Source organism: Sulfitobacter sp. JL08 (assembly GCF_003352045.1).
Lineage (GTDB): Bacteria > Pseudomonadota > Alphaproteobacteria > Rhodobacterales > Rhodobacteraceae > JL08.
In genome coordinates, this window is sequence record NZ_CP025815.1 from 3,788,787 (window position 1) to 3,813,757 (window position 24,971).

Sequence of the window (24,971 nt, forward strand, 5' to 3'; positions counted from 1 at the left end):
TATGTTCCGTCTATCCGAGTATATGCACCAGCTTGTTCATCCCACGCCTGTCCGTGTACGTCGTGGCGACGGGCCTGTGAAACCGGTCGTGATCTGGAACCTGACACGGCGCTGCAACCTGAAATGCCGCCACTGTTATACCGTCTCTGCCGATGTGCATTTCCCCGGGGAGTTGAGCCACGAACAGGCTGTCTCTACACTGGACGATCTGGGTGACTTTGGCGTTCCCGCGCTGATTCTGTCGGGGGGCGAACCATTGGACCGGTTCGATTTCTTTGATCTGGCAGCCCGCGCGCGGCCCAAGGTCAAGATGCTTGCCCTTTCGACCAATGGCACGAAAATTCACGGCGAAACCGCCGACCGCGTCGCCGAAATCGGGTTCGATTACGTCGGCATTTCAATCGACGGCATTGGCGCCACGAACGATTGGTTCCGCGGCGTGGACGGTGCGTTTGACGATGCGGTGCGCGGTGTGCGCGAGTGCAAGAAACGCGGCATAAAAGTCGGGTTGCGCTTTACCTTGACGCGGGACAATGCCGCGCAGTTACCGGACCTTCTGCAATTGTGTGATGATGAAGGTATCGACAAATTCTACCTGTCACATCTTGTTTACGCCGGTCGCGGAGACAAGAACCGTGGCGAGGACGCTGTGCACAAACACACCCGCGATGCGCTGGATCAGTTGATTGACCGCGCATGGGTCGGTGCCGCCGAAGACATGCCGCTGGATATCGTGACCGGCAACAATGATGCCGATGCCGTGTTGCTGATGAACTGGGCCAAAAGGCATTTCGATCAACCGAAACTGGACAATCTGCGCGACCATCTTGAAGCCTGGGGTGGCAATTCATCCGGTCTGGGCGTTGCCAACATCGATCATCAGGGCAAGGTGCATCCCGACACCTATTGGTCCGACTATACGATCGGCAGCGTCAAAGACACGCCGTTTTCACAGCTTTGGACAGGCGGTGATCCGATGCTGGCGCAATTGCGCCTGCGCCCGCGCCCTCTCAAGGGGCGGTGCGGGGCCTGTGCGTTCCAATCTGTGTGCGGCGGCAACACCCGTATCCGGGCCTTGCAGCTAACAGGTGATCCATGGGCCGAAGATCCGGCATGCTACCTGTCGAACGCCGAAATCGGCGTGGACGAAACCCAAGATACCGATCGCCTGATCGTGACGCCATTCCGGGGGAAACGCCATGATCCGGCGCATCGTTTTCACTAGCCTTCTGATACTGGGTGCCGCCAATGCACAGGCAGATCCGGCCGAGATTTACAATGACAACTGCGCGTCCTGCCACGGTGCGGCGCGTCTGGGTGGAACGGGCCCGGCCCTGATCCCCGAAACGCTGGGACGGATGCGCGGCCCCAACCTTGAAAAGGTCATTGCCGACGGCCGCGCCGCAACGCAAATGCCCGCGTTCGCAGATGTGTTGACGGCGGACGACATCACCAGCCTTGCCGCCTACCTCGAAACACCGCTGGACGAAGTTCCGGACTGGGATACGGATCAAATTGCCGAAACCTTGTGGCTGGATCCCGATTACGTTGCGGCGGATGCCCCTGTTTTTGATGCCGACCCGATGAACATCACGCTGGTTGTGGAAACCGGTGATCATCATGTCAGCGTTCTGGATGGCGACACATTTGACGTGCTTGACCGGTTTGAAACCCCGTTTGCCGTACATGGCGGCCCAAAATTCAGCCCCGAAGGCCGGTATGTTTTCATCATGTCGCGCGATGGTTGGGTTCAGAAATACGATATCTGGTCGCTGCATCAGGTTGGCCGTGTGCGCGCCGGACTGAACAGCCGCAATATCGCGATCAGCGCCGACGGGCTGCACCTTGCTGTCGCCAATTATCTGCCCATGACGCTGACCTTGCTGTCTACGGCCGATCTGAGTGTTGAAAAGGTCATGCCGGTATTCTCGAAAAGCGGCGTGCACAGCCGTGTTTCGGCGGTCTATCAGGCCCCGCAGCGCAACAGCTTTATCCTTGCCCTGAAAGATGCCCCCGAGATTTGGGAGGTCGCGACCGACCCGAATGCCGATCCGGTCTACGAAGGTTTTATCCATTCTCAGGAAAAGGACATGATAGAAGCCATTCCATCGTCCCAAGGGCTGTTCGCGCGCCGCCGGATCGAAACCGCCGAACCGCTGGACGATTTCTTTTTCACGGACGATTACCGCAACCTGATCGGAGCGTCCCGTGATGGTGCGCGCGGCGTTGTCGTCAACCTGAATGTCGGGCGCGAGATCGCGGAACTGCCCTTGCCCGGCATGCCGCATCTGGGGTCCGGCATCAGCTGGGAACTGGACGGTCGCCGCGTCATGGCAACGCCGCATCTGAAAGAAGGTAAACTGTCGATCATCGACACAGATGACTGGAGCATTCTGAAAACCATTGAAACCGACGGGCCGGGATTTTTCCTGCGCAGTCACGAAAATTCACCCTATTTCTGGGCGGATGTGTTTTTCGGACCGAACAAGGACGTGATGCACGTCATCGACAAGCAAAGCCTTGAAATCGTGAAAACCCTGCGCCCGGAGCCCGGTGCGACGGTGGCGCATGTGGAATTCACCCGCGACGGGCGCTATGCTTTGGTTTCGGTGTGGGAAGACGATGGCGCTGTTATCGTTTATGACGCACAAACTCTAGTCGAACTGCGCCGCCTTCCGATGCGCAAACCATCCGGGAAATACAATGTCTGGAACAAAATCACCTTTTCCGAAGGAACCAGCCACTAAGCGGCAGGCCATCATCGTCAGCCACGGCCAACCCTCTGATCCGGATCCGGCCGAAGTTGAACTGGCAACGCTGGCCATGGATGTCGCACGCCTGATGCCCGACTGGCACGTGCAAAGCGCCACACTGGCCAAGGAAAACGCATTGGAAACCGCCTTGGAGCAGGCAGGTCCTGCGCCGTTGATTTATCCGCTTTTCATGACGCACGGATGGTTCACGCAGACCACCCTGCCAAAGCGCGTCACTTCGCCTGATGCAAAGATCCTGGCGCCGCTGGGCGTGGACCAATCATTGCCCGCGCTGGCCGAACGCTGGCTTCTGGCCGAACTGAAAGCCCAAGGCTGGAACGCCGGAGACACTTGTTTGATTGTCGCAGCGCACGGATCCGGGCGCAGTGAGAATTCCTCGCGCGATACGCGCAGCTTTTCGAATGCGCTTTCGGCGCGCCTGCCCTTTGGCGAGATACGTGTCGGGTTCATCGAAGAACCGCCCTATCTGACAGATGTGGTATTCGATGCAGGGGAAAAATCCATCTGCCTGCCGTTCTTTGCCGCGATCCGCGGGCATGTAACCGATGATATACCCGAGGCGCTGGATGGTGCCGAATTCGCCGGCTTGCGCCTTGATCCGATCGGGACACATCCCGACATACCGGCCCTGATCGCATCTGAACTGGCCGCGCAATTCGAACACAGGGCAATCGCATGACACCCACCCCACCCAAAAGCGGCCTGCCGTTCGGAAAGCTTTTTGCCGTTCTTTACATCTTCACGGTAGGGGCCGTTGCGATCAATCTGTTCATGCTTGGCCTTATGCTGCAGGCCATCGGGTTCACCGCTATGTCACCGGTCACGGCACTTGTCCTTAGCATCCCGCTGGGCCTGCCGGCCAACTGGCTTGTTACGCGCTGGGTGCGTGGATTGATGGACGAAGCTGACGGCACAAACTGAAAGAACCTGTAATCAACAGGTTTGTTGTTTTTCTGCGTCAGAGTCTTGGCCAAAAAATAAACGCTGCCGGACAGGCCGACAGCGTTTATTCAGGTACTGGTTTTAGTCAGTTGTCCGCAATCACTCGAACGAAGCCATATAGGCAATGACGTCCATGATTTCCTGTTCCTTGCGCAATCCGGCAAAGGACATCTTGGTCTTTGGCAGGAAATCTTTTGGTTTGGTCAGGAATGCGGTCAGGTTCTCTTCGTCCCAAACCAAACCTTCGCCGGCTTTTTCCATCAGCGCGTCCGAATATTTGAAATCGGCATTCGCTCCTGCTGGTGCACCGACGATTCCGTTCAGAATCGGACCAACCTTGTTCTTGGCGTCCTCGCCAACTGCGTGGCACGCCTTGCATTTCTTGAATACTTTTTCGCCTTTTTCAGCGTCACCTTCTGCAAAGGCAGGTGTCGACAAAGCCAGCAACGTGGCTGCGGTGGTCAGAATTGGTTTGATCATGTTCAGAGTCCTCTTCTTCAGATAAGGTTTTCTAGTTTAGTTTTCGGGAAACTTCCAATGGTCTGCATGAGTTCCGGGTGCGACATTAAGCATCCCGCAGTTGATATGCCGTCCGCAATCGCCGCAGAGTGCGAAGATACGGACACCAACTGATGCATCCCCCCCCGCCCTGCCGAGCGCGGATCAAGAATGTGGCCAATCCGGCCCTGTGAATCCAGAACCGTACCGGATGGCGAAGATGTTGAAAGCGCACGATCTTTCAAGGTGATACGGTTGATAAATGTGCCATCCGGCATCGCCACACCCACACTCCACCCGGGGCCGTCGGCACGTTGCCCGATCGCGGCAATTTCGCCCATATCGATCAGGACATCCGTCAATCCGCGCCGGCGCAACAGGGCTGCGATCTGGTCGGTCACATAGCCTTGGGCGATGCCATTCAGGGTCAATGCCATTTCGGGGCGTTTCAGGCAGATTTCATCGGCATCAAACTGCACATATCTCCAACCGATGCGCTTGCGCATGTCCGCTTCGCTTTTACGGTCAACGGACACACCGTTTCGCACGGCATGCGCATATAGTTCCCACAACGGCTGAACCGTCGGATCAAATGCACCTCGCGAGGCTGTGTGCAGCCGGTCGCACAACCGCAAAACCGAAACCAGATCAGCGCTTGGCGCATTCAGCCTTCCGGCGGCGTTGAGGCGGGACAATTCCGATTGCCTGTCAAACAGGCTGAAAACCCGTTCAAGACGTGCCAGTTCCCGTTCCACTGCTTTGAACACCGGACGCGCCTGTTGTGTACTGACACCCGACAATCGCATCGAAACAGGCGCCCCAAGGGCCTGTCCGTTCCATCTGGTCAGATGGCCTTGCGATGCCATCACAGCAGAGGGATCACCGGCTGCAACTGCCGCACCGGCAGCAGAAATTGACAGAAATCGGCGGCGCGTCAGGCGATTTGACATCAGACTGTCGCCTTTCGCTGATCACGGGGATCAACGGCGTTCATCGCATCCCGGAAGAATGCTGTCTCCAGACTTGGATTGCATAACTGTGCCATCCCTATTCAATATCGGAACCGCCGCTTCCCCGACTTGACCTAAGTCAACGGTTTTCGCGGCTTTGGCAGGCCCTGCGCCGCAACCTGCCGCCGGCAATCAAACGAAATCGACAAACTTGTTGAATGGCATTTCCCGGATACGCACGCCCGTTGCCGCAAAAATCGCATTGGCCAGCGCGGGTGCCGCGGGCGGAACCGGTGGCTCTCCTATACCACGGATTTTTGATGCGTTTTCAAGACCTTTCACTTCGATAACCGGACACTGATCGATGCGCATACCTTCGAAGTCATAATAATTCGACTGTTCGACAGCGCCCTCAGAAAAGGTGATTTCGCAGTTCATCGCATGACCCAATCCCCAGATCACGCCGCCCTGTACCTGATTTTCAAAATTGACGGGATCAACAATACGCCCGACATCGGCCGCAACATAGACTTTGTCAATCCGGATGCTTGCATCGGTATTTGTGACTTCGATCACTTCGGCCACAGGCACGCCGAACGACATGCAGAACGCCACACCCCGTCCCCGGTTTGCCCCCAGATCAGCGCCGTCCCAACCTGACATGTCACGCACCGCTTCCAGTACCTTGCGGGACGATTCATGCCAGCACAGCCGGATACGTTCCGCCATCGGGTCCGCGCCCGCAGCATGGATCAACTCGTCCAGAAACCCGTCATGGAAAAACCCGTTTGTGGATGCACCAACAGAACGCCACGAACTGATCGGTGCCAGCGGCGGCGCGCGATACCCTGTCACGCGGTAGTTGGGCAGAGCGAACGGTTGTTCCCACGCGCCTGCAACGATCTGAAGGTCCGGCCCCGGAACCGGAAACCCCTGCCGCCCCATCTGGGATGCGATAATGGATGGCATTGCGATCGACAGGTCATAGGTTTCAACCCTGCCGTCCCTGACCGCCCCGCGCATCCGCGCCATCGCGATCTGGCGCGCATAATCCTGTGCAATATCCTCTTCTCGGGAATATGTCAGTTTGACGGGCGTGCCTTTCATCTGCACTGCTATTTCCGCGGCTTTCCTGACAACGTCGTCTTCCAGACGATGCCCGAAACTACCGCCCATCATCTGGACATGCACGTGCACCTTGTCGGCAGGAATACCGGTGATCTCTGCCACGTTGGCTTGCACAAAGCGCGGTATCTGCGTCCCCGTCCACACATCCACCCGATCATCCGTGACTTTGACAATCGCATTCACCGGCTCCAGCGGCGCATGGGCCAGATAGGGCGCCCGATACTCGGCCTCCAGCACCTGGCCGGTGGTCAGACCCGCCTCGATATCCCCGTCGTCGCGTTTTCGGCTATCGCGAAATTCATCTGTAAAGGCACCCGACAGGGCCGCCCAATGGTCTTCCTGTTCCGATGGAAACGCCGCCGGTTCCCAATCAATTTCGATATGCTGTGCCGCCCTAATTGCATACCAGGTGTTGGACGCAACAATAGCGACACCGCCGGTCACCGGAACAACAGCCTGAACACCCCGCTGTTTTAACGCCTTGCTGGCGTCAAAACGGTTCATCTTGCCTGTCTGGTGCGGGTTAAGCCGGACCGTCGCATGCACCATATCAGGGACATTCACGTCAATGCCAAAAATCTGCGTTCCCGTAGATTTTGCAACAATATCAATTCTCTGCATCGGCTTGCCGATGATGCGCCATTCCGAAGGCGGTCGCAGGCGTACATTGTCAACCGGCTCCAGATCGGCGGCAATCCCTGCAAGATCAACATACGAAATCTCGGTTCCATCCGGCAGAATGACCGCGCCGTTTTCCGTTTTCATCTGATCAACGGACACCCCGGTTTGCTGCGATGCCGCAAGTTTCAGGGTTTCGCGCGCCACTGCGCCGGCCAAACGCAGTTTTTCGTATGCATCCGGAACCGTTGTCGACCCTCCGGTGATCTGCATGCCAGTGAACTTCATCACGACATCCACGAAACCACGCGCAGATTCCGCGACGAAACGGTCATCTGTCGACCGGAATGGCGCACCTTCTTCTGATAATGCAGTGTTGTAATAGGCAGGGCTGGGTGGGCCCGGATCGACCCGCACCTGATCAAGTGTCACATCCAGTTCTTCAGCAATCAATGCCGCCTGAACCGAATAAACCCCCTGTCCGGAATCCGCCCTTGGCGTGATCAGCGTGATACCGGATGCATCAATTTTGACATACGGGTTCAACGCCACCTCGCCCGGTTCAAGGGTTTCCAGCAACGGATTTTCAACCGGCCGCTTGTACGCGAAATAGCCAAACGCAACACCGCCGGCGATGGCTGCCGAACCCACAAGAAACGAACGGCGCGCAATGGTTTTGATACGGCCCATATTACACCTCGCTCAGTTTTGCTGCTGCGCTGTGAATGGCCGACCTAATGCGCGGATACGTTCCGCAGCGGCAAAGATTGCCAGCCATTGCATCGTCGATTTCGCCATCGTTCGGGGCTGCGTTTCGGGCCAACAGATCAGCCGCCTGCATGATTTGCCCCGATTGACAGTACCCACATTGCGCAACCTGATGTTCGATCCATGCCTGTTGCACCGCATGCAAGACATCAGGAGTTCCAAGCCCTTCGATCGTTGTGACCCGCCCGTCAAGATCGCCCACTTGTATCTGGCACGATCTTTGCGCTGTGCCATCCACATGCACGGTGCAGGCCCCGCACATAGCAACACCACACCCGTATTTCGGCCCGGTTATCCCCAATTCATCGCGCAGAACCCACAACAGCGGCATTTCGGGATCCACATCGACATCGTACTCCTTGTCATTCACGATCAGTTTCACGGCAGCGATCCTCACATTAGGCGGTCATGCAGTTTTACATTTGTACAATAATTGGCATTTTGTACATATTGTACAATACGACATACAATGTAAACATCTCTTCATGTCGAACGGAACTGATCACATTGCACGATCTGCCATCAGCGTCGTGTCGCGCTATGGCATTCGCAAGGCCACGATGGGCGATGTCGCAGCTGCCGCAGGAGTGTCGCGGCAAACCCTGTACAACACCTACGCAAACAAGGATCAGGTGATTCAGGCAGCCATTCGCTATGTCACCGACAGCGGTATTCATGATGTTCACAAAGCCTGGGACAATAGCCCAACCCTGTCTGAACAACTTGACCGGTTTTTCGAGATCGGCCCGTTGTCATGGTTCGATCTTGTTCAATCCTCACCGGATGCGGCCGATCTGATCGACGGGTTGAACCTGGCCGGTGGCGAAGAGCTGGCCAAAGGTGCAGCCCGCTGGACGGACGCGCTTGAAAGCCTGTTCCAGCCTTACGCCGACACGCTTGAAAGCAAGGGCGTGACCGCCAAAGGTGTTGCCGAACTTGTCTATACCTCCAGCCACAGCGCAAAGACCGGCTCGGGTGATCGCACACAGCTGGCCGGACGCCTGAAAACGCTGAAACAGAGCATTCTTTCTCTGGTGAACGAGATTTGATTCCGCCCCAGAACGGATTTGCGCGTGACGGGCCGACATGGTCTAATCACTGTCGAAACGGCGCAAGGGGCAAACAAATGGAACAGCGATGCTGAAATCCGTTCGGCTACGCTTGTTGGTCCTCGCTTTGTTACCGCTGATCGTCTTGCTGCCATTGATGCTAGGTGTTGGCATCAATCGCTGGGCTGCACGATACGATGCTTTGCTGATTGCCAATGTCGCCAGTGACTTGCGCATCGCCGAACAATATCTGCGGCGTATTCTGGACAGCAGCGAAACCGAGGTTGAGGGGCTGGCCAAATCGGTTGAATTCAACGCTATCCTATCCGCGGGCGGCCCGCCCGTTGATACGCTGCTTGAACGCGCGCGCATCGATCTTGGGCTGGATTTCTTGCACTACCTGCCAAAAACAGCCGCACAAACATCCCCCTGGCCCGTCGTCCAGAATGTTCTGAACGGCGGCGCGTCATCGCATATCGATATATTTTCGGAACAGGATCTGGCACAAAATGCACCTGCGCTGGCAGAACAGGCCAAAATCCCGCTGATCGCAACCCAGGCTGCCGTCCCGACCGATCGACTTGTCGAAGATCGCGGAATGGTCGTGCACACGGCAACCCATGTTGCATTGCCCGGACACGAGGGCGTGTTGGTCGGCGGCACATTGCTGAACCGGAACCTGCACTTCATCGATACCATCAACGATCTTGTCTACCGCGAATCCAACGCGGATGGTGCGCGCCAGGGTACCGCCACACTGTTTCTGGAAGACGTGCGCATCAGCACCAATGTGCGCCTTTTCGAGGATGTCCGCGCTCTTGGCACACGTGTGTCCGCCGAGGTGCGGGGGGCTGTTCTGGATCAGGGGCGCACGTGGCTGGACCGCGCCTTTGTTGTCAACGACTGGTACATTTCGGGTTACTTGCCAATTCTGGACAGCCACGACAAACGGGTTGGCATGTTATATGTCGGCTTTCTTGAGGCCCCGTTCAAAGCTGCGACACGATCTGCCTATTGGTCGGTCCTGGCCGCTTTCCTGGCGATTGTCGCCCTGACGGTTCCTTTGTTTCTGCGCATTGCGCGCGGCATTTTCGCACCGCTGGAACGCATGACCAAAACCATGCGCGAGGTCGAAGAAGGAAATCTTGAGGCGCGCATCGGGCCGGTGGGCACCCGCGACGAAATCGGCGAGGTCGCTTCGCATCTGGATACGCTTCTGGATCAGGTGCGTGATCGCGATCAGGCATTGCGCAACTGGGCCGAAGAATTGAACACGCGGGTCGAACAACGCACCGAAGAATTGCGCGATGCAAACAAGAAACTGGAAACCACGTTCCAGCAGCTTGTCGTTTCAGAAAAACTGGCTTCGATCGGCGAAATCACTGCCGGTGTGGCGCATGAGATCAACAATCCTGTCGCGGTCATTCAGGGAAACGTGGATGTCATGCGCGCCGCACTGGGGGACAAGGCCGCGGACCTGAACACTGAATTCTCGTTGATCGACCGGCAGGTACAACGGATCAACGCTATTGTCGGCAAGCTTTTGCAGTTCGCCCGCCCCAGCGAATTCAGCGGAACGGCAGACTCTGTTGCGCTGGACGAAGTGATTGAAGATTGTCTGGTTCTGGTGGGCTATGGCATCAGCCAGACCGACACCACGGTGATCCGCGATTTTCAGGATGCACCCAATGTGATGATGGATCATGGCGAATTGCAGCAGGTCATCATCAACCTGCTTGTAAACGCCCTGCAGGCAATGGACGGAAGTGGCGTACTGACACTTCGGATCAAACCCCAGAGCCGAAACGACCGGCAAGGCGTATCCGTGGAAATCAAGGACAGTGGCGCCGGAATAGCCGACGACATTCTGGACAAGGTGTTTGATCCGTTCTTCACCACCAAGCCCGGCGAAGGTTCGGGATTGGGATTATCCATAAGCCAGACACTGGTACAACGCGCCGGCGGCCAGATCATGGCGCAGCATGGCAGTGATGGCGGTACTGTGTTTACGGTATGGTTGCCTTCAGCCGATGCGCCGCAGGCCTAATTCTCCCAAAGGGCGCACTTGCGGTCGATGGTCTTGCGCGACACACCCAACCGGCGCGCCGCTTCTGCACGGTTGCCGTTGCAGGCATCCAGAACGTGCATGATGTGCCGTTGTTCAACCAGTTCCAGGGTTTCAATGGCTTCGGTACCCGAAATCGCACCCGTACCGGCAAATTCGTCGGGAAATTCACCCAATATGACAGAGCGTTCGATGAGGTTGCGCAATTCGCGTACATTTCCGGGCCACGTGTAGCGCCGCAGCTTGAGCAGGACACTTTCGTTCAGGTCCAGTGCCGGTAAGCCCAGTGCGCGGGAAATCTGAGCCATGAACATCGCGGCGAGTTCAACCACATCGTCGCCCCGGTTTTCAAGCGTGGGCATTTCAATGTTCACAACGTTGATCCGGTGAAACAGATCGGCACGAAACGTCCCTGCATCGACGGCCTTGGGCAGATCTGCATTCGTCGCAAACAATATCCGCACGTTCAGCGGCAATTCACGCTCTGATCCGGAAGGCCTGACCTTGTGTTCTTCGACCACCCGCAACAGGGTTGCCTGCACCTGTGGCGGCAAATACGCGACTTCGTCCAGAAACAGCGTACCGCCATCCGCATGCAGAAACAGCCCTTCGGTGCGATGCTGATCATCATCGACGATCCCGAACAGTTCCTGCGCGATCCGGTCGGGGGACAATGCAGCGCAGTTGATCGGCACAAAGGGCTGACCAGCCCGGTCCGACATCGAATGCAATGTGCGCGCCGCGACCTCCTTGCCCGTACCACTTGCGCCCGTGAACAGCACAGAAGTGGGCAAGGGTGCCATTTTCACCAACAGATCGCGGACGCGGTTGATCTGGGGCGACGTGCCCAACAGGCGCCCGCGCGCGCCGGTATCGTCCGACTGCAATTCATATCGCATCAGATAGTTTTCGCGGCGCAAACGCTGGCGATCCATTGCCCGCGCAACGGCGTTGGTGATCTGGTTGGCCCGAAAAGGCTTCAGAACGAAATCGGCAACGCCGGCGCGCAGTGCGGTTATCGCGGTTTCCAGATCAGCATAGGCAGTGATCAGGATCGCATCGCCGAAAAACCCGACACGGCGTTGTTCACGCAACCATTGCAGGCCGGTTTTTCCCGGCATGATGTTATCCAGAACCACCAGATCGAAATGGTTTGAATCCAGCCGCCGCGCGGCGGCATCCGCGCTTTCCGCCTGTTCCACCCGTTTACAACGCGGCGACAGGGTCTTGGTCAGGAAATTACGCATCCCCGGTTCGTCATCCACGATCAGAACCGAGGCGCGCGCCAGCGTTTCACCATATGCGTCTGCGTCAGCGGCAGCAGGTTTTGCCTGCATGATCAGTCCAATCTGACATCCGCGCCGGTTGTCTGGTCTTCAGCCGAGAATCCGATTTCGTGCAGGACATAATAGGCACCTACCGCGATCACGGCTGTGGCGGCAAAGGACAAAAGCATCATTTTCATTGTACGTCTCCCTTTGTCCCGCTACTCGGCCGGGCTTGCTGATTTTGTCGCCTTTGACGTCACTTCTTCGACCCACAGGCTGTGATGCTCGCGTGCCCACTGTTCTTCGACTTCGCCGGATCCCATTGCATCGTAAGCGCCTTCCATGCCGACAGTGCCGATGTAGATGTGCGCAAAGATGATCGCCAGCAGAACGAAGGACACGATCGCATGCCACAACTGGGCATATTGCATTTCCTCATGCGGCGCGAGCACGGTGTTCAATTCTCCGAACCCGAACAGTTGCGGCAAACCCGTTGCGTTCAGAATGGCAAACGTCTTGGCAAACATCGGCAGTTCGAACGGAAAAAGCAATGAAAGACCGGATGCCGAGATCGACGCCCCCAGCACAATGACCGACCAGAATATCAGCTTTTGGCCTGCGTTAAATTTTCCCGCGGGCGGATGCAGGCCCTTGCGGAAAATACCGCCCCCCTGCGCCAGCCATTTCAGATCGGATTTTGCGGGCAGGTTGTGCACCACCCACATGAAAAACACCATCACCAGACCCAGCATAAAAGCCCACGAAACATTGTTGTGAACCCATTTCGAAGCGATCGCGATGGTTGAAAAACTTTCGTGCCCGAACAGCGGGATCATGACCTTGCGGCCGAACAACGAAATCAGTCCCGTCAGGCCAAGCACCAGAAAGGAACCGGCCATCAGCCAGTGCCCGAACCGTTCAGCGGCCTGAAAGCGGGTAATCGTGCGGCCGGTTTTTTCGCCGTCAATGCGAATGCGCCCGCGAATAAGATAGAACAACGCCAAGAGGACAATCGTACCCCCCAGCAGATACGCTCCGTATGTGGCCAGCGGGCCATTGCGGAACGAATACCACCACATGCCGCCATCCTGTATCACCACACCGGCGGCAGGGCCGCGAACCTGCGTTGTGATATTCGCCGTGCCGTACCGGTACGCGCGCCAAAGCTCCGGATCGGATGCGCCACCCAGCGTTCCCAACTGGCTGCTGATCCCCGCAGCCGCATCCGGATCGCCGGTTGCTTCGCTTCGGAATGTATCATCCAGCTTTTCACCACGCTGGCGGGCCATGATGTCTTCCAAAGTCTGTGCCCCGCCCGTGGCAGAGCGGTCAGTCTCGGTATTTTCCTGCGCAAATGCACCTGTGCTCAGAACAAGGCTCAGGATGAATCCGAATACGGGAATAAGCAGCGCACGGGCCATAAGCAGGCTCCTTGTGTCGGTTTTATTTGAATCTTTATTTATTTCAGCGCGACAGGGCGGCAAGAATGCCGCCCCACGCTTTATCTGTTTGGCACGAGGCCAGTGGGCAAATCAGCCGCCCTTTTGGTCGTAGGCAGTGCCCCAACCCCAAGCGCCCGAACCAAATCCACGGGCCACGACGCGTTCACGGTAGATACCGGAGACAACATCGCCGTCGCCTGCCAAAAGCGCCTTGGTGGCACACATCTCGGCGCAGATCGGCAATTTGCCTTCTGCAATCCGGTTGCGGCCATATTTGGCGAATTCGGCTGTAGAGTGGTTTTCTTCCGGGCCACCGGCGCAGAATGTACATTTGTCCATCTTGCCACGGGATCCGAAGTTGCCGGCCTGCGGGAACTGCGGCGCACCGAACGGGCACGCGTAGAAACAGTATCCGCACCCGATGCACAGGTCCTTGGAATGCAGAACGACACCTTCCTCGTTCTGATAGAAGCAATCCACCGGACAAACCGCCATACAGGGCGCGTCCGAACAGTGCATACATGCCACGGAAATCGACCGTTCACCCGGATCGCCGTCATTGATGGTGACGACCTTCCGGCGGTTGATGCCCCAAGGCACTTCATGCTCGTTCTTACACGCTGTCACACACGCATTGCATTCGATGCAGCGTTCGGCGTCGACGAGAAACTTTGCTCTTGCAGCCATTATGGTGTCCTCCTTATGCCGACCAGATTTTGCAAAGAGTGGCTTTCGTCTCTTGCATCTGTGTCACTGAATCATAGCCATAGGTTTGTGCGGTGTTTGTGCTTTCGCCCAATACATAAGGGTCCGCACCCGCCGGATACTTGCTCCGCCGGTCTTCGCCCTCCAGATGGCCGCCAAAGTGGAACGGCATGAACGCCACCCCTTCGCCGACACGGTTTGTGACCATTGCCATCACCTTGACCTTGCCGCCTTCCGGGCCTTCGACCCAGACCTGAGATCCGTCACGCACACCCAGATTGTTGGCGTCACGTGTGTTGATCTCGACGAACATGTCCTGCTGAAGCTCGGCCAACCACGGGTTGGATCGGGTTTCGTCGCCACCACCCTCGTATTCCACAAGACGACCAGACGTCAGGATCATTGGATAATCCTTGGAAAAGTCGTTCTTCTGGATCGAGGCATACATGGTCGGAAGACGATAGAACTTCCGGTCCTCGTATGTCGGGTAGTCCGCGACCAGATCGCGCCGGTTTGTATACAGCGGTTCGCGATGTACCGGGATCGGATCGGGGAAGGTCCAGACCACCGCCCGCGCCTTGGCATTGCCGAATGGCGCACATTCATGTGCGATCGCGACCCTTTGGATGCCACCTGACAGGTCGGTTTTCCAGTTTGTATCCGGTCCGGCCACCGCATCAATCGCGGCACGCTCTTCATCGGTCAACTCGCTGTCCCAACCCAGATCCATCAGCATCTGCATGGTGAATTCGGGGTAACCGTCCTGAATATCCGAATCCTTGCTGTAGACACCTTCGGCCAACAGGTTGTCCCCGTCACGTTCCACGCCAAACCGGGCACGGAATGTCAGTCCACCTTCGGACACGCGCTTGGACATGTCATAAAGGTTGGGCGTTCCGGGATGGTTCATTTCGGGAGTGCCCCAGCACGGCCATGGCATACCATAATAATCACCATCTGCCGGACCACCCACCGCCTGCAGCGTCGTTCTGTCGAACGTATGCTGGTTGGCCATGTGCAGTTTCATCCGCTCCGGGCTTTGACCGGTATAGCCGACTGTCCACATACCGCTGTTGAATTCGCGGGTGATGCTTTCGACATTCGGGGTTTCCGGATCGTCCATTTCGATATTGCGGAACAGACGGTCGGCAAAGCCGAATTTGTTGGCGAACTTGGCAATGATCACCTCGTCCGGGACGCTTTCGAACAGAGGTTCAATCACGCGGTCACGCCACTGGATCGATCTGTTCGAGGCGGTCACCGAACCGCGGGTTTCAAACTGCGTACAGGCCGGCAACAGGTAAACGCCGTCTGTCCGGTCATGAAGAATGGCGGAAACGGTGGGGAACGGATCGATCACGACCAGCATGTCCAGCTTTTCCATCGCCGTCTTCATTTCCTTCATACGCGTCTGGCTGTTGGGCGCGTGGCCCCACAACACCATGGCGCGCACCTTGGCGGGCTGATCCATATTGGCCGGGTCTTCCAACACACCGTCGATCCAGCGCGACACCGGAATACCGGTTTCGTTCATCAACGGTTTGTCTTTGCCATCCGCACCCTGGATCGTGTCGAACTGCGCCTTGAGCCAGTCCATATCCTCGCCCCAGACACGGCCCCAATGGGCCCATGCACCGGCAGACAGGCCATAATAGCCCGGCAGGGTATGGGACAGAACACCCAGATCAGTGGCACCTTGCACGTTGTCGTGGCCGCGGAAGATGTTTGTTCCGCCACCCGATGTGCCCATGTTGCCCAGCGCAAGCTGAAGCACACAATAGGCGCGTGTGTTGTTGTTGCCGCTGGTGTGCTGCGTACCGCCCATACACCAGACAACAGTGCCGGGACGGTTGTTGACCATCGTACGGGCGACGCGGCGCAACTGTTCGCCGGGTGCACCTGTCACGCGCTCGACCTCTTCCGGTGTCCATTTGGCGACTTCGGTCTTGATCTGGTCCATTCCCCACACGCGGGTGCGGATGAATTCTTTGTCTTCCCAGCCATTCTCAAAGATATGCCACAGAATACCCCAGACCAGCGCAACGTCTGTACCTGGGCGGAACCGCACGTATTCATCAGCGTGGGCCGCCGTGCGGGTAAACCGCGGGTCGCACACGATCAAAGGCGCGTTGTTCTGTTCCTTGGCTTTCAGGATATGCAGCAGAGACACGGGATGCGCCTCGGCCGGGTTTCCGCCAATGATGAAAATCGCCTTGGAATTGTGCATGTCGTTGTAGCTGTTGGTCATGGCGCCGTAGCCCCATGTGTTTGCAACACCCGCAACCGTGGTCGAGTGACAAATCCGCGCTTGGTGGTCCACGTTGTTCGTGCCCCAGTAGCCGGCGAATTTGCGGAACAGGTAGGCCTGTTCGTTGTTATGCTTGGCCGATCCCAGCCAGTACACTGAATCCGGACCGCTTTCTTCGCGGATGTTCATCATGCCGTCGCCGATCTCGTCGATCGCCTGTTCCCAGCTGATGCGTTTCCATTCACCGCCTTCGCGCTTCATGGGATATTTCAGGCGGCGTTCACCATGGGCGTGCTCGCGAACCGCGGCCCCCTTGGCGCAATGCGCCCCCAGATTGAAAGGGCTGTCCCAGCCGGGTTCCTGACCCGTCCAGACACCATTGTCGACTTCGGCTACAACCGTGCAACCGACCGAACAGTGGGTACAAACCGTTTTGACAGTTTCAACTGCTGTGTTTGCGGCAGACTGCGCATTCGCTGCCGTCACTGTGCCGCCCGTTGCGGCAATTGCGGTCAGGCCACCAATGGCCAATCCCGAACCGCGCAAAAACGCACGGCGGTCAACCGATGTTTCAGACATCGTCGACAGGATACTTGTCCGCTGGGAGCGTCGCGCAACCCCGTTGGTCTTTTTCCTAAGCATAGTTTTTCCTCCATAAGGAACTCCTCTGACAGTCGGGCCTCACGCAACCAGTCGTCAGCGGATATTAAGGACGTCCGATCAGAACCGGGCGCTGTCGAGATAGGCGCGGGTATGCGCAGTGTCCTGCATCTTGTCAGATGAAAGATCGACCGGCTGCGCTTGTGCATCCGATCCGCTGACGGCAACCGCAGCAACGGCTGCCGGTGCGGCTGTGCCAGCCAGTTTCAGAAAATCGCGGCGGCTGGTGCCGTCGGCTTTTTCCTTTTTCATGGGAATTCTCCCCTTCTGTGTTGTGGCGGGGCCCCCCGCCGGTCTGCGCGGGATTTATCCCGCAATCATCCGGAACGCCTCGCGTTCGATATCCATGAACTGTTTGCCGACCGAGCCGACAGACGCATAGAACACCGACGCTTGCGCGGCTTCCAAATCCGAAAAGAAATGTGTGGCCCAAGGGCCGATATGTTTGTTGAAGAACAGCTTTTGGTCGGCAAGGTCCGCCGATCGGCCGAACCGGCCAACGATCAGTCCGCCCATCATCTCCATCAGCGATGCGATGTTGTCCTCCGGCTCGAACACGTTCTGGGCGCGCGTGACACCGCGTGCCGCCATATCCTTGCGCAATGTTGCCAGCGGTTTTTCATTCAGAAAGCCCGTCAGGTAATAGCTTGCATAGGGCAGCAGTTCACCGCGCCCCAAACCGATGAACAGGGCATTGAATTCTGAAAGCACCGCGTTGGGCTTGGTCACTTTTGCGACGCGCGCCAGTGTTGAAATGGCTTCCCCCATCGCGCTGTCGTCGCCTGACAGGCCGGCACATTGATCCAGCAGGGTTTGATCGGGCGGCCCCGACAGCAACAGCCCCAGAAAATTGTACAGGTCCGCGCGCAACCGGTCTTCTGCACTGACTGACGTGGTATCTGCCAAAGCACTCATGCTGCGGCCTCCGATCCGTTTGGTTTTGAATATTGAAACCGCATCCGGCGGCGGGGCGCTTCGATGTGATCAGACAGGTCGTCTTGCGCTAACGGTTCGGGATCTTTTGATTGTTCGGCGGTTGTGACCTGCGCGTCTTGCTCTTGCAGGGCCATATCCTGGTCGGGCGCGCCCTGCGGTTCGCCCTCAAGCTCGGGTTCTTCGGAAACGGCTTCTGCCATCTCGGCCTTTGCCAGTTTCTCTTCGGCCTGACGCGCCATTTCCTGAACATGGCTTAGCATGCCCTTGCCAACCTGATAGGCCGTTTGCAGGTTTTCGACGACCATCGCACTATCGGTAAAATCCTGACCGTAATCCACAAGCCCATCAACATTGGCCAGCACCGGGTTCAGCTTCCACAACTGGCGCAGGGCACGACGGCGCAGGCGATCCGGCACCGCCTTTGACATAAAACCCCGGACATCATCACCCAGCTTCAGGCTATCGGGGTCCGGCAACCCGAACTCTTCCAGCAGTTCTTCATCACTCTTGGCCTCTTGCACCGCCTGTTCTTCCGCGGCAGTGCGCGCCAGCGTCTCTTGCTCTTCCGCCAGCGCCTCGGCCTGAACGCGCGCCTTGCGGTCCGACCAGAACCCGGATGAACCTGTGCGACCAGTCAATGCACCTGCTCCTTGTCAGAACGTTTGCTCGGGGCGCGATAAACATCGCTCATCTGCGAAATCCGTGCATCGCCAACGCCATCCTGCACCCGATCGGTCCGGTGTTTGTCGCGGCGGCGCTTTATGAACGCCTCGTGCTCGTGGTGCTTCACGGCGAAATCGCGGATCCACGCGATCAGGCCACCCGGCATCGGCACCTTTTCCACCAGATCTTCGCCATTGTCCGCGTAATCCTGCGCCTCGTAGGGCGACGCGGTGGCCAGCAAAACATCGTAGGGATGCTCCGCAGACATCGTCTTGCGCAACACGACGTAGATTGCCGGAACACTGTCGGACAATCCCGTCAGATACGCCTCGCTGTCGGCACCGTGCAATTCCAGATAGGGGGTCGCGATGTGGTATTCCTGAACGCCGTCTTCTTCGCGCAGCAGCTTCCATCGAGCTTCCGACGCCCCCGGCAAAACAGCAACCGCTTTCCAACACCACTTGGCCCACCGGGTCACACCCGGCGTCCGCCTCAGAACAACGCCCAGCGGCATTGTCTGATACTGGTTTGGATTGTGGATCAAGGCTCCTCCCAAAGGCATGATCTGCTGTATTCTATCGTATGCTGGACCAACTCTGCCGCGACGCAAAGAACTTTTGGCAGATTTTTACATCAAAATGCGCAAACGGACAAAATGGGGCGTCACCACGACCATCGACCCCCAACATGGACGAAATGTCCCTCGGGCGGATCGGCGCGATTTTCTGCCATGATCAGATCGCACCGAATGATTCGGTATGTGGCACGCCGTTCCATCAACCGGATAGCGCGAACCCGAATCAAGTTTTCCGGTTTACGGCGGATCGAATCCGTGGCTACACTTGCGCGCAGCCGCCTGAAATCGAACCGGTTTTCCAGAAAATGAAAGCGCAAAAAAAGATGCCTAAACACCTGATAATATGTGATTGTTTGGGAAGTCAGTCCATCGATGCCGATGGGTTGTCGAACGCAACGGGATTGTCGTGTTCCCGACTGCACACAGCGCTTTGCACCACGCAGATTGATCTGGCCGCCAAGGCAATCGAGTCTGGCGATGCCATAATCGCATGCCAGCAGGAACGGTCGCGATTCGAAGAACTGGCCCACGATCTGGAGGCCGACATTCCCGGTTTTGTCGACCTGCGGGACCGTGCGGGATGGTCTGCCGATACCGCCGATAAACTACCCAAAATGGCCGCTCTGGCCGCCGAGGCGCTGTTGCCCGTCGCCGAAGGCAAATCGCTTGACGTGGTATCCGAAGGTATATGCCTGATCATCGGGCCCGGCGCGGTCGCGCTTGAGGCGGCGCGCAAGCTCAAGGATATCCTGAGCTTGACCGTTCTTTTGACCGACGAAACCGCGCCGGAAAGGGAAACCGGTTTTGATATCGTGCGCGGACGCATTGAAATGGCACGCGGCGCACTGGGCGGGTTTGACCTGACGTTTGATGCCTTGCAGGAAATCGAACCGGGCGGACGTGGCGCCGCCGTGTTTTCACCGCCCAAGTCGGGTGCATCTTCGCAATGTGATGTCATTATTGATCTTTCTGGAAACCCGCCGCTGTTTCCCGCACCTGAAAAGCGCGAAGGATACCTGCGCGCCGATCCGTCATACAGCCCGGCCGTCGCAGACGTGATCTTGCAGGCGTCCCAAATGGTCGGGACATTCGAAAAACCGCTGTATGTCCGCCTCGAGCCGTCCTTGTGCGCCCATTCACGTGCCGAAAAACCGGCATGTTCGAATTGTCTGAATGCATGCCCCACCGGCGCCATCACTTCGGCCGGCGAACATGTTGCGATCGACCCCATGATCTGCGCTGGATGCGGTGCCTGTTCGGCCCTGTGTCCGTCCGGTGCGATTTCATATGATGCCCCGACGGTTGATACGGTATTCCGGCGGGTTCAGGTTCTGGCATCAACCTACAGAAAAGAGGCCGGATCAGTGCCGCGCCTTCTGGTGCACGATGACGGGCACGGCGATCAGATGATATCGCTGTCCGCCCGCCACGGTCGTGGCCTGCCTGCCGACGTTATCCCGTTGGAAGTGACTGCACTTGCCGGTTTCGGGCATGCCGAAATGCTGGCTGCGCTGGGCAGCGGGTTTTCCTCTGTTTCTGTACTGCTGTCGCCGCGGTCTGATCGCGAAACACTGGCCCGCGAAACGGAACTGGCAAATGCGATCGCGGGCACCAAGGTCAGCCTTCTGGATGTGAGCGACCCTGATGCCCTTTCAGATTCGCTTTTTGATGCGGGCCCTGCCGATATCGCACATGATCCGATCCTGCCCATGGGCACGCGCCGTCAGGTGGCCCGCACCGCCGCCAAGGCGCTGGCCCCGGATGCGACGATTGTGCCCCTGCCCGAAACCGCCCCTTATGGTGCCGTTCTGGTGGACACGGATGCCTGTACCTTGTGTTTGTCCTGTGTGTCGCTTTGCCCGTCGGGCGCATTGGCGGAAAATCCCGACAAACCCCAGTTGCGCTTTCAGGAAGATGCCTGTCTGCAATGCGGTCTGTGCAGCAACATCTGCCCGGAACAGGCGATCACCCTTGAACCCCGGTTCAACCTGACAGACGCGGCATTCACGCAGGTTATCCTGAACGAGGAAGAACCGTTTGCCTGTATCGAATGCGGCAGCCTGTTTGGCGTGAAATCGACGGTCGAAAGGATCACCGAAAAGCTTGCCGGGAAGCACGCGATGTTTTCCAACCCAAAAGCCGCCAGAATGATCCAGATGTGCGACAATTGCCGCATTCAGGCGCAGTACCATTCCGATGACAACCCGTTTGCCGCCGGAGAACGCCCGAAAGTACGCACCAGCGACGATTATTTCTTAAAGCGCAAGGATCACTGAGTTTGCAGCGGCGCGCCCAAATCGGCCGGTTCGATGGTGACGACATAGGCAAGGATCGCGTCCAGATCCTGCCCGCTCATCCGCATCGGCTCGATCGGCGACGGGCGGGCCGGATCAAAAGGCTGTGTGATCCCATCAACCTGCGTAAAGGCCGGGTGCGGTTTCAGCGCGTAAAAAGCCTCGAACCGGAATTCCCAGTTGTCCAGCGCCCGGATCAGGGCAAAAGACGGGGTCGATCCGATGGCTTTCATGCGGTTCTTTTCGTTCACAACGTGGCATCGCCCGCAATGCACCAGCGACAAACGTTCGCCCGCGACGGCATCACCGTCGCGGATCACCGGCGCATCTTCGACTTCGGCGACGACCGGCAATGTGAACATCGCGCCATCGTCCGGCTGATACCCCGTTATGGCCCGTCCGCCAGCATCCGAAACAAGCCATTCAACGAACCGGTCTGCCGCAGGTGTGCTTTGCACAACATCCAGATACCAAGTTGCGGCCGGACCCTCGAAAACGGCCGTTCCGCGATTGTCGGTATTCAACTCAAGCTCGGCCGGTTCACCCGATGTAACGCGCGACACCTTGACCGATGTTTTAAGGGAAAACCGAGGCAACAGGTGATCAGGCAGGCCGGTCTTTTCCAGCGTATCGGGAACCAGAAGGCGGAAAGTCTTGTCATCCGCATGTGCAAGGTTGACCATCGACAGCCAAATGCCAAATGTGCACCACAAAATACGCATACGAACCTCTTTTTGCCTGAACCGCAGGCCAGAAGCCTAGCGGCACATAACGCCGCGGGTCAACATTTCGGACATCCAGATCAAAGGAGCACAAGCTTATGAGCGAAGATTTCAATATGTCGATGCGCAAATTCCTCAAGCAGGTTGGCGTGACATCGCAACAGGCCATAGAAGAAGCGATGCGCGGAAAATCCACCGGCGGCCAGAGTTTCGAGGCCAAGGTGGTTTTGACAATTCCGGGCCTCGATCTGGAGCATGTCGTGACAGGAAAAATCACAGGTCAGGATAACTGAAGTGTCCGTAACGCGCGACGATGTACTTTCAGTACTGAAAACCATCAAGGATCCGCTTTCGGATCAGGATATCATGGCCGCCGGCCTTGTGCGCGCCCTGTCAGTCGACGAAGGAGCGGTACGGTTTGTGTTTGAAGTGGCCCCGTCTCTGGCCGCGAAAATGGAACCCGTGCGCGCCCAAGCCGAGGCGGCACTGAAGGCGATGCCGGGCATCGCCAGCGTCTCTGCGATCATGACGGCCCATACCACAAGCGCGCCGCCACCGGATCTGAAACCGTCGCGCCCTGCCGAAGCAAAAGGCCCCCAGAAAATTCCCGGCATCGACCGGATTGTTGCCATCGCCTCGGGCAAGGGTGGTGTTGGAAAATCTACAGTTTCGGCAAATCTTGCCTGTGCCCTCGCCGCCGAAGGCCGTCGCGTGGGATTGCTGGATGCCGATGTTTACGGCCCCTCCCAGCCGCGTATGCTGGGTGTGTCCGGGCGCCCGGCTTCGCCCGATGGGAAGACGATCCTGCCGATGCGCAATCATGGCGTCACGATGATGTCGCTGGGATTGATGGCGAACGAAGATCAGGCGGTCGTGTGGCGTGGGCCGATGTTGATGGGCGCGCTTCAGCAAATGCTGTCGCAGGTCCAATGGGGCGCGTTGGATGTATTGTTGGTTGATCTTCCACCCGGTACCGGTGACGTACAGATGACACTGGCACAAAAGGCCCAGCTGAACGGCGCGATCATTGTATCGACCCCGCAGGATGTTGCATTGATCGATGCCCGAAAAGGCATCGACATGTTCAACCAGCTGGGCACACCCATTCTGGGAATGATCGAAAACATGAGCACGCATATCTGTTCGGCCTGTGGCCACGAAGAACATATTTTCGGCCATGGTGGCGTTGTCAGCGAAGCCGCCAAGATCGGTGTACCTCTGATGGCGGAAATTCCGTTGCATCTGGATATCCGTCTGGCAGCCGACGGCGGCGCACCGATTGTGGTGTCCAAACCGGACAGCGCGCAGGCACAGGCCTTTCGCAAAGTCGCGCGGGCCCTTATTGCGGATGGCAACGCATGACCACGCCCACCTTTCCCCCATTGCTTAGCGGCTTTGCCGTTTCCGGTGACACCGATCCCTTTGATACGGCACAGGCACAGGCCGCCATAGGGTGTGACGCGGGTTTGATCGTTTACAACCTCGGGGCAACAGAGTTGCGGGCCGCAATCGTACTGGTGCCAGAAGTGCCACTGGCTGATGCAATGGCCATGCTGCCGGCCTGTGGTGTCGGCTTCCAGAATGCTTTGGGCGCACTGGCCCCGCCAGAGGTTGCCGTTCATCTCGACTGGAAGGGCGGCATTCAGGTGAACGGGGCATCCTGTGGCAGGTTGCGGGCTGTCGCATCAACCAATGACCCCGAACAGGTTCCCGACTGGTTGATCGTCGGACTTGAGGTTCCGCTTTGGCCCGCGTCAGACGATACCGGCCACACTCCGGATCAAACGGCCCTTTACGCCGAAGGATGCGCCGATGTGGATGCTGTTCAGCTTCTGGAAAGCTGGGCCCGGCACACGTTGGTCTGGATCAGCCGCTGGACAGACGAAGGAACCGCCGTCGTTCACAATGAATGGCGCGGCCTGTCCAGCGATATCGGCGAAAACGTGGCCTTTGCCGATCAAAGCGGCACATTCCTGGGCGTTGACGAAAAGTTCGGGATGCTGCTTCGTAGCGGTGACACGAACCATCTTATCCCCCTGACCCGCGTTCTGGAGGCTTCACAATGACAGACGGTGCCCCCGCATATCTGGCCCGCGCAATCCATTTCGATGAAAGCGATATGAACATCTTTCACACTCCGGCCCGCACGGGCGAATGGTGCATTTCGGGCGGTTTCGAATTCTCGAACTGGTCCGAGGGTGATCTGACGGGCAAGGCCAAACAGGCTTTTGCCAATGGCTGGCTTGGGCTGGAAACCTTCGGAAGGGTATCTGTTGTTGCAATCACCAAGATCGAACCTTCCGAATTCGAGGTACTGATAGATATGCTGGCCGCCCATTTCGTCAGCCATTACGGCGCACCATCCGTTGAAGCCGCGCGCGGTGTTGCATTGGCTGAGCTGACCCAAATGGCGGAACTTTGCGACGGACAGGCCCCCAACACGCTGCTGATGCTAAGCCGCGAGTTGACCGAGGCCGGTGTGAAAGAGGCCTTTCGTATGATCGAGCCGCAAGAGGCCGGTCTGGACCAGTTTGCCATTCACGGATCGCTGGACGAAGAACCGCACCAACACTAGAACGGGCGTGTCGCGAGACTGTTGTGGCGTCTGTTTCCGGTGCTTGCCCAAAAGATCAAACCATGCGGTTATGACCCGATGGGATTTGG

25 protein-coding genes are annotated in these 24,971 nt (G+C 57.6%); 11 read left to right on the top strand and 14 right to left on the bottom strand.

What is annotated here, in order from left to right; translation table 11 throughout:
• Nucleotide 1 precedes the first annotated feature (1 nt).
• From nirJ to C1J05_RS18680, 4 genes are read left to right on the top strand one after another with little or no spacing between them, the layout of a single operon-like run.
• Nucleotides 2-1,225 carry a heme d1 biosynthesis radical SAM protein NirJ gene (nirJ, locus tag C1J05_RS18665; RefSeq protein WP_114871570.1) on the top strand — a complete coding sequence of 408 codons (1,224 nt, stop codon included), beginning with the start codon at nt 2-4 and terminating at the stop codon, nt 1,223-1,225.
• Nucleotides 1,200-2,747: a nitrite reductase gene (locus C1J05_RS18670; protein WP_114871571.1), complete on the top strand. Its 1,548-nt coding sequence runs from the start codon at nt 1,200-1,202 to the stop codon at nt 2,745-2,747. The genes nirJ and C1J05_RS18670 overlap by 26 nt, the downstream gene beginning before the upstream one ends.
• Nucleotides 2,704-3,453 (top strand): CbiX/SirB N-terminal domain-containing protein, encoded by a 750-nt coding sequence (locus C1J05_RS18675; protein WP_114871572.1) that lies wholly within the window; start codon nt 2,704-2,706, stop codon nt 3,451-3,453. The genes C1J05_RS18670 and C1J05_RS18675 overlap by 44 nt, the downstream gene beginning before the upstream one ends.
• Nucleotides 3,450-3,695 (top strand): hypothetical protein, encoded by a 246-nt coding sequence (locus C1J05_RS18680; RefSeq protein ID WP_114871573.1) that lies wholly within the window; start codon nt 3,450-3,452, stop codon nt 3,693-3,695. Before C1J05_RS18675 ends, C1J05_RS18680 begins: the two co-directional genes overlap by 4 nt.
• A gap of 120 nt (nt 3,696-3,815) precedes the next feature.
• On the opposite strand, the gene C1J05_RS18685 is transcribed toward C1J05_RS18680, so the two are convergent.
• From C1J05_RS18685 to C1J05_RS18700, 4 genes are all read right to left on the bottom strand, one after another.
• Nucleotides 3,816-4,196, bottom strand: a complete 381-nt coding sequence (locus C1J05_RS18685) for a c-type cytochrome (RefSeq protein ID WP_114871574.1) — start codon at nt 4,194-4,196, stop codon at nt 3,816-3,818.
• 17 nt (nt 4,197-4,213) lie between these two features.
• Nucleotides 4,214-5,164, bottom strand: coding sequence for an FAD:protein FMN transferase (locus C1J05_RS18690; RefSeq protein ID WP_114871575.1), 951 nt, complete (start codon nt 5,162-5,164; stop codon nt 4,214-4,216).
• A 192-nt stretch (nt 5,165-5,356) separates the two neighbouring features.
• Nucleotides 5,357-7,600, bottom strand: a complete 2,244-nt coding sequence (locus tag C1J05_RS18695; protein WP_114871576.1) for a xanthine dehydrogenase family protein molybdopterin-binding subunit — start codon at nt 7,598-7,600, stop codon at nt 5,357-5,359.
• Between the two features lies 1 nt (nt 7,601).
• Entirely contained in the window at nt 7,602-8,060 is a 459-nt protein-coding gene (locus C1J05_RS18700) for a (2Fe-2S)-binding protein (protein WP_114872446.1), read from the bottom strand.
• Nucleotides 8,061-8,163: 103 nt separating this feature from the next.
• Between C1J05_RS18700 and C1J05_RS18705 the strand changes: the two genes are divergently transcribed.
• Together C1J05_RS18705 and C1J05_RS18710 are read left to right on the top strand one after the other, a co-directional pair.
• Nucleotides 8,164-8,727, top strand: a complete 564-nt coding sequence (locus C1J05_RS18705) for a TetR/AcrR family transcriptional regulator (RefSeq protein WP_114871577.1) — start codon at nt 8,164-8,166, stop codon at nt 8,725-8,727.
• 88 nt (nt 8,728-8,815) lie between these two features.
• On the top strand, nt 8,816-10,774 hold the full coding sequence (locus C1J05_RS18710; protein WP_114871578.1) for a sensor histidine kinase: 1,959 nt from the start codon (nt 8,816-8,818) through the stop codon (nt 10,772-10,774).
• Here the strand turns inward: C1J05_RS18710 and C1J05_RS18715 are convergent.
• The 9 genes from C1J05_RS18715 to C1J05_RS18750 form a co-directional block, all read right to left on the bottom strand.
• Complete coding sequence (locus tag C1J05_RS18715) at nt 10,771-12,129, bottom strand: sigma-54-dependent transcriptional regulator (protein WP_114871579.1); 1,359 nt, start codon at nt 12,127-12,129, stop codon at nt 10,771-10,773. The genes C1J05_RS18710 and C1J05_RS18715 overlap by 4 nt on opposite strands.
• A gap of 2 nt (nt 12,130-12,131) precedes the next feature.
• Nucleotides 12,132-12,257, bottom strand: coding sequence for a hypothetical protein (locus C1J05_RS22030; protein ID WP_302622782.1), 126 nt, complete (start codon nt 12,255-12,257; stop codon nt 12,132-12,134).
• Nucleotides 12,258-12,278: 21 nt separating this feature from the next.
• Entirely contained in the window at nt 12,279-13,481 is a 1,203-nt protein-coding gene (locus C1J05_RS18720) for a formate dehydrogenase subunit gamma (RefSeq protein WP_114871580.1), read from the bottom strand.
• Nucleotides 13,482-13,592: 111 nt separating this feature from the next.
• On the bottom strand, nt 13,593-14,189 hold the full coding sequence (fdh3B, locus tag C1J05_RS18725) for a formate dehydrogenase FDH3 subunit beta (RefSeq protein WP_114871581.1): 597 nt from the start codon (nt 14,187-14,189) through the stop codon (nt 13,593-13,595).
• Nucleotides 14,190-14,202: 13 nt separating this feature from the next.
• A complete protein-coding gene (locus C1J05_RS18730; RefSeq protein ID WP_114871582.1) occupies nt 14,203-17,097 on the bottom strand; it encodes a formate dehydrogenase subunit alpha in 2,895 nt (964 codons plus the stop codon).
• Nucleotides 17,098-17,175: 78 nt separating this feature from the next.
• On the bottom strand, nt 17,176-17,367 hold the full coding sequence (locus C1J05_RS18735) for a ubiquinol-cytochrome c reductase iron-sulfur subunit N-terminal domain-containing protein (protein ID WP_114871583.1): 192 nt from the start codon (nt 17,365-17,367) through the stop codon (nt 17,176-17,178).
• A 54-nt stretch (nt 17,368-17,421) separates the two neighbouring features.
• Nucleotides 17,422-18,030, bottom strand: coding sequence for a TorD/DmsD family molecular chaperone (locus C1J05_RS18740; protein ID WP_114871584.1), 609 nt, complete (start codon nt 18,028-18,030; stop codon nt 17,422-17,424).
• Nucleotides 18,027-18,689 carry a DUF3306 domain-containing protein gene (locus C1J05_RS18745; RefSeq protein ID WP_114871585.1) on the bottom strand — a complete coding sequence of 221 codons (663 nt, stop codon included), beginning with the start codon at nt 18,687-18,689 and terminating at the stop codon, nt 18,027-18,029. The genes C1J05_RS18740 and C1J05_RS18745 overlap by 4 nt, the downstream gene beginning before the upstream one ends.
• A complete protein-coding gene (locus C1J05_RS18750) occupies nt 18,686-19,228 on the bottom strand; it encodes a DUF3305 domain-containing protein (RefSeq protein ID WP_114871586.1) in 543 nt (180 codons plus the stop codon). The genes C1J05_RS18745 and C1J05_RS18750 overlap by 4 nt, the downstream gene beginning before the upstream one ends.
• A gap of 386 nt (nt 19,229-19,614) precedes the next feature.
• Between C1J05_RS18750 and C1J05_RS18755 the strand changes: the two genes are divergently transcribed.
• Nucleotides 19,615-21,567: a 4Fe-4S binding protein gene (locus tag C1J05_RS18755; RefSeq protein ID WP_114872447.1), complete on the top strand. Its 1,953-nt coding sequence runs from the start codon at nt 19,615-19,617 to the stop codon at nt 21,565-21,567.
• On the opposite strand, the gene C1J05_RS18760 is transcribed toward C1J05_RS18755, so the two are convergent.
• Nucleotides 21,561-22,307 carry a c-type cytochrome gene (locus C1J05_RS18760; protein ID WP_114871587.1) on the bottom strand — a complete coding sequence of 249 codons (747 nt, stop codon included), beginning with the start codon at nt 22,305-22,307 and terminating at the stop codon, nt 21,561-21,563. The two genes, C1J05_RS18755 and C1J05_RS18760, sit on opposite strands and share 7 nt — an antisense overlap.
• Before the next feature lie 98 nt (nt 22,308-22,405).
• Here C1J05_RS18760 and C1J05_RS18765 point away from each other — a divergent pair, with 98 nt between their 5' ends.
• From C1J05_RS18765 to C1J05_RS18780, 4 genes are read left to right on the top strand one after another with little or no spacing between them, the layout of a single operon-like run.
• Nucleotides 22,406-22,600, top strand: a complete 195-nt coding sequence (locus C1J05_RS18765) for a DUF6494 family protein (RefSeq protein WP_114871588.1) — start codon at nt 22,406-22,408, stop codon at nt 22,598-22,600.
• Nucleotide 22,601: 1 nt separating this feature from the next.
• A complete protein-coding gene (locus C1J05_RS18770; protein WP_114871589.1) occupies nt 22,602-23,669 on the top strand; it encodes an Mrp/NBP35 family ATP-binding protein in 1,068 nt (355 codons plus the stop codon).
• Nucleotides 23,666-24,373 (top strand): biotin/lipoate--protein ligase family protein, encoded by a 708-nt coding sequence (locus C1J05_RS18775; RefSeq protein ID WP_114871590.1) that lies wholly within the window; start codon nt 23,666-23,668, stop codon nt 24,371-24,373. The genes C1J05_RS18770 and C1J05_RS18775 overlap by 4 nt, the downstream gene beginning before the upstream one ends.
• On the top strand, nt 24,370-24,882 hold the full coding sequence (locus tag C1J05_RS18780; protein ID WP_114871591.1) for a DUF6505 family protein: 513 nt from the start codon (nt 24,370-24,372) through the stop codon (nt 24,880-24,882). The genes C1J05_RS18775 and C1J05_RS18780 overlap by 4 nt, the downstream gene beginning before the upstream one ends.
• The last annotated feature ends 89 nt before the right edge of the window (nt 24,883-24,971 follow it).